3 protein-coding genes are annotated in these 3,517 nt (G+C 31.1%); 2 read left to right on the forward strand and 1 reads right to left on the reverse strand.

The features are described 5' to 3' along the window. Nucleotides 1-405: 405 nt before the first annotated feature. Nucleotides 406-1,560, forward strand: coding sequence for a tRNA uracil 4-sulfurtransferase ThiI (gene thiI, locus ACKI2W_RS03520; protein ID WP_407379285.1), 1,155 nt, complete (start codon nt 406-408; stop codon nt 1,558-1,560). Nucleotides 1,561-1,626: 66 nt separating this feature from the next. On the opposite strand, the gene ACKI2W_RS03525 is transcribed toward thiI, so the two are convergent. Continuing rightward, complete coding sequence (locus ACKI2W_RS03525) at nt 1,627-2,475, reverse strand: methanogenesis marker 8 protein (protein ID WP_407379287.1); 849 nt, start codon at nt 2,473-2,475, stop codon at nt 1,627-1,629. A 455-nt stretch (nt 2,476-2,930) separates the two neighbouring features. Between ACKI2W_RS03525 and ACKI2W_RS03530 the strand changes: the two genes are divergently transcribed. Continuing rightward, on the forward strand, nt 2,931-3,517 hold a 587-nt coding region (locus ACKI2W_RS03530), incomplete at its 3' end, for a homocysteine biosynthesis protein (protein ID WP_407379289.1).

The raw sequence follows: 3,517 nt of genomic DNA on the forward strand, positions 1-3,517 counted from the left end.
TTTTAGAAATATGGTCTTTTAAATAATATCTTAGTTTATAGATATGTTTTTTTAATTCCTGATTTTTCAAATCTGTTGTTAAGCGAATATGTGTTTCTTCTAAATTAATTTCTTCAAAATGCATAATCATATATTACAATTGTTATTATTATAAATAATTTTCTTATGGGTATATGAAATAGATTATTTGAGCTTATAATTTATTAAAAAATTTTAAAATCACTATTTAATTAAACATTTAAAGATGATATCAAAGTGTTATAATTCTTTTTGTTTTTTAAACAATCTTATAAAAACATTTATATAATATCAAATTTTATATGTTATACTTGCTGTTATATTTTAACTAGTATTGAAGGGATTGCTATTAATTTTCAGCATATATCAAAATTAGAGAGTGTTTGAATGAATTACGATTTAATACTGGCTAGATATGGTGAAATAGGTGTAAAAAGTCCTAAAATAAGGGCACGTTTTGAAAAAAGACTTGTTAAAAATATTAAGGCAACATTTGAATGTAAAGTTGAAAGGAATCAAGGTAGAATATATATTCATCCAAAAAACTTTGATGAGGGAATAGAAAAATTAAATCATGTGTTTGGTGTAGTATCATATTCTCCTGCAGTATCAACTAAAACAACATACGAAGATATTGAAAATGATTTAACGAAATATGTCAAAGATTTAATTAAAGAAAATCTTATTGATGAGAACACAAAATTTGCAATTAATTGCAGGCGTGTAGGAAATCATGACTTTACTTCACAGGAAATGGGTGCATATTGCGGAAACATTGTAAGAAATGTCGTATCAGCACCGGTTGATTTGACAAATCCTGAATTGACTATTTTTGTTGAAGTTAGGGAAAATGATACATATATTTTCCATGAAAAAATCAAGGGTCCGGGAGGTTTGCCTCTTGGAACACAGGGAAAGGTTGTTGCATTAATTTCAAGTGGAATTGACTCGCCAGTGGCCGCATATCTGATGATGAAAAGGGGTTGTGAGGTCATAGCGCTTCACTTTAACAATGACCCATTTTCAGGTCCAAAAGTAACTGAAAACTTTAATTTATTGGTTGATCAATTGAACACATATGCAAAAGGATCACCTATCAAAAAAAGAGTTGTAGACTATGGTGAATATCTTCAAACTGCTAAAACTAAAGCTCCAGAGAGAATGACTTGTGTATTATGTAAATCTGGAATGTATAAAATAGCAGAAAAGTTAGCAACAGAATTGGGAGCCAATGCTATTGTTGATGGAAGCAGTGTTGGTCAGGTTGCATCACAAACATTGCCCAATATTTTAGTAACAAGATATGGTGTGAACATACCAATATTATCTCCATTAATTGGTTTGGATAAAGAAGAAATCACTGCTATTGCAAAGGATATAGGAACGTTTAAAATATCTGAAATTGATGATGGAGGATGTAGTGCAGTTCCAAGATATCCGCAAACACATGCAGATTTAGATTTTTCAAAAAAAGCATGTGAAGACATGAACCAAGATGAATATATTGAAAAAGCATTTGAAAATATTAGGAGACTCGATTGAATCTCCCATATTTATTTTTTGAAATATTAAAGAGAGGATATTCAATTAATTCCTCTTTCACTTTTTTCATACTAATGGTTTTGAATGTTCCTCTTTATTCATTGGATAATCATTGGTTGTCAGTGGTTTACCAATTTTTTCAAGCCGATTATCTAAGAATTCTCTTCCTTTTTCAGTAATTGCAATAATCGGAACCTTGGATCCGGAATAGTATGATTTTTCTTTTTCAGCCCAACCTCTAACATTTTTAGATGAACATGCAGTAATGACTTCACAGTATTTAAATGCAGTTTCCACTTCTTTTAAACTTGCATTTGTGGTGTGTGCTACAAACATATATGTATTTACACCATCGGGCAAAGGATATTGGCCGATTTCTTCAATTGATTTGGATGGTAAAATTGTAATTGCAATATTCTTATAGCCTCTTTCAATTGCCATTTCCAATCCTTTAATAGGGTTTAAATCAGCTGTTTCTGGATTTAATACGTTTTCAATTCCAACTTGTTCAATAACTTCCGGTATGGGTGTAGTGCTAATAAGTGCCGATACTCGACCACCTACTCCCTGAATAATTTCAGGATCTGTCATCAGTAATGTTCCAACACCTTCGCACACGCCAACAACACAGTCAATCAATCCTAATTCAATGTTTGTTCTTAGAATTTCAGATATTCCAAAGCTCATGAAATCTTTCATTTTCACTACTCTTTGAGGTGTGCACATTCCAAATTCCCGGATTCTTTTTTCCATATTCCATTTTATGAAATCTTTAGTTAGATGTTCAGCACCATCAATTTTATAAAAAATAGGGCAGAAATCAACAAGGGGTTCTCCAACTGAGGTTACTTCTCCATTTTCTATTACTACTTCTGTTTTACCTAACGCTTCGATTACATGATAGTCTTTTGCCATAGTTTCACCTTGAACAACATTACATTTTTCAGATTTTGAGTTTACTTTTTTGTGATAGATTTTCCCATTAAAGTTAACTATTGTTATATTTAAATACTATAAGTTAAAAATATAACTATTGTGATATTTTTAAGTTTCTATCTTAAAATTTAAAAAATTAAATGGAAGGGATAGTTTATCTAAATATCAACTCTTCTTTATAATGAGAAAATATGAGAAGGTGAAAGATATCAATTGATAAAATCGGGCGAAATCAAATGATGAAATTGATTAAATCCTAGATTGCTTTGGTAAAAGTAAAAATTTACCTTACAAAGCTTAGTCTATTTCATCCTACTGGATAATACACTAAACTCGGGCATGGATTCCAGTGATGATATTAAACCTTTAAGGGATTTATTGTCTTAAAGAAGAAGCAAATTGGAAAATAAGGAAAGTTTAGGAGAGTAGTGAAATTGACTAATCAAAGAACTATTAGCCAGATCAATCAAAAGATTGAAAATGGCGAGGCCAATATCTACACGGCAGAAGAGTTTAAAAAACTTATTAAAGAAGGTAACACTCCAAGTTTTGATGAAGTTGATGTGGTTACAACAGGAACTTGTGGTGTAATGAGTGGTACAGCTGCTATACTCAATTTTATAGTTTCTGGACCGGGGGAATTCATACGAGCTGAAGAAGTATTTTTAAATGGGGTTCCAGCACATGCAGGACCATGTCCAAACGAATGGTTAGGTGCAATTGATGTTATACTTCATGGGACTACTCATTCAATATATGACCACAATTATGGTGGAGGTTTTGTTTTAAAAGAACTTTTAGAAGGCAAAACAATTGATGTGAGAGTTGAAAGCGTTGAAGGCAAAACTATTGAAAACACAATAACTATAGATGATATTGGAAGAGGCCAAATTATAGGAACTAGAATGGCATTTAAAAATTATACTGCTTTTGTTAATACTTATAACGAACCAATTAATTCTATTTTTTCCGCAATTCCATTAGAAGGAAATCTTTCTGGTTTAACATTTTCAGGATGTGG

The organism is Methanobrevibacter sp., from assembly GCF_045603845.1.
Lineage (GTDB): Archaea > Methanobacteriota > Methanobacteria > Methanobacteriales > Methanobacteriaceae > Methanocatella.